The organism is Inquilinus limosus MP06, assembly GCF_000767795.1.
In the GTDB taxonomy this organism is placed as follows: Bacteria; Pseudomonadota; Alphaproteobacteria; order DSM-16000; family Inquilinaceae; genus Inquilinus; species Inquilinus limosus_E.
On the sequence record NZ_JANX01001064.1, the window covers coordinates 1 to 970 of the forward strand.

At 75.3% G+C, this 970-nt stretch carries 2 protein-coding genes; both read left to right on the top strand.

The window, feature by feature from the left end; all coding sequences use genetic code 11:
* The coding region (locus tag P409_RS35200) for an ATP-binding cassette domain-containing protein (protein WP_034849734.1) at window positions 1-282 on the top strand (282 nt) is incomplete at its 5' end.
* On the top strand, window positions 282-970 hold a 689-nt coding region (locus tag P409_RS35205; protein ID WP_274519209.1), incomplete at its 3' end, for an ABC transporter transmembrane domain-containing protein. The genes P409_RS35200 and P409_RS35205, both read left to right, overlap by 1 nt.

A 970-nucleotide genomic window follows, 5' to 3' on the forward strand; every position in this document is an offset into this window, starting at 1 on the left:
GGCCTCGACACCCCGGTCGGCGAGCGCGGCATCGGCCTGTCCGGCGGCCAGGCCCAGCGCGTCGCCCTGGCCCGCGCCTTCCTGAAGGACGCGCCGCTGGTGCTGCTGGACGAGCCGACCGCCTCGCTCGACCGCGACACCGAGGCCGAGATCCTGGAGTCGATCCGCCGCCTGGCCCGCGGCCGCACCGTGGTGGTGGCGACGCACAGCCCGGCGGCGATGGCGATCGCCGACCGCCGGATCCTGCTGGACCAGGGCCGGGTGCAGGCGGAGGCCGCGTGATGGATCGCCGCGACGATCGCCCCCTCCTCGCCATCCTGCGCCTGGCGCGGCCGCAGCGGCGGAAGATGGCCTTCGGCCTGCTGCTGGCCGTCGTCACCGCCCTGTCGGGGCTGGGCCTGCTGGTGCTGTCCGGCTGGTTCATCGCCGCCTCGGCCGTCGCCGGCGCCGTGGCTGCGACCGCCATCGCCTTCAATTTCGCCAGCCCGTCAGCCGGCATCCGCGGCCTGGCCGTGCTGCGCACCGGGTCGCGCTATGCCGAGCGGCTGGTGACGCATGACGCCACCTTCCGCTTTCTCGCGGGCCTGCGAGTCTGGCTGTTCCGCGCCGCCATCCCGCTGGCCCCGGCGCGGCTGGAGGAGCAGCGCGGCGGCGACCTGCTGAACCGCATGACCGCCGACGTCGATTCCCTCGACGCCATCTACCTTCGCGTGATCGTGCCGGCCGTCGTCGCCGTGCTGGCGGTGCTGCTGGTCGGCGGCGTGCTGCTGTGGCTGGACCCGGCGGCAGCGGCAATCGTGGTGGCGCTGGCGCTGCTGGTCGGGGTCGCCCTGCCCTGGGCGATGCAGCGGATCGGCGCGCCGGCCGGCAAGGCGATCGCCCTGGCCACGGCGCGGCTGCGCACCCGCATCGTCGAGGGCGTGCAGGGCCTGGCCGAGCTGAAGGTCTACCAGGCCGACGGCCGCCATGC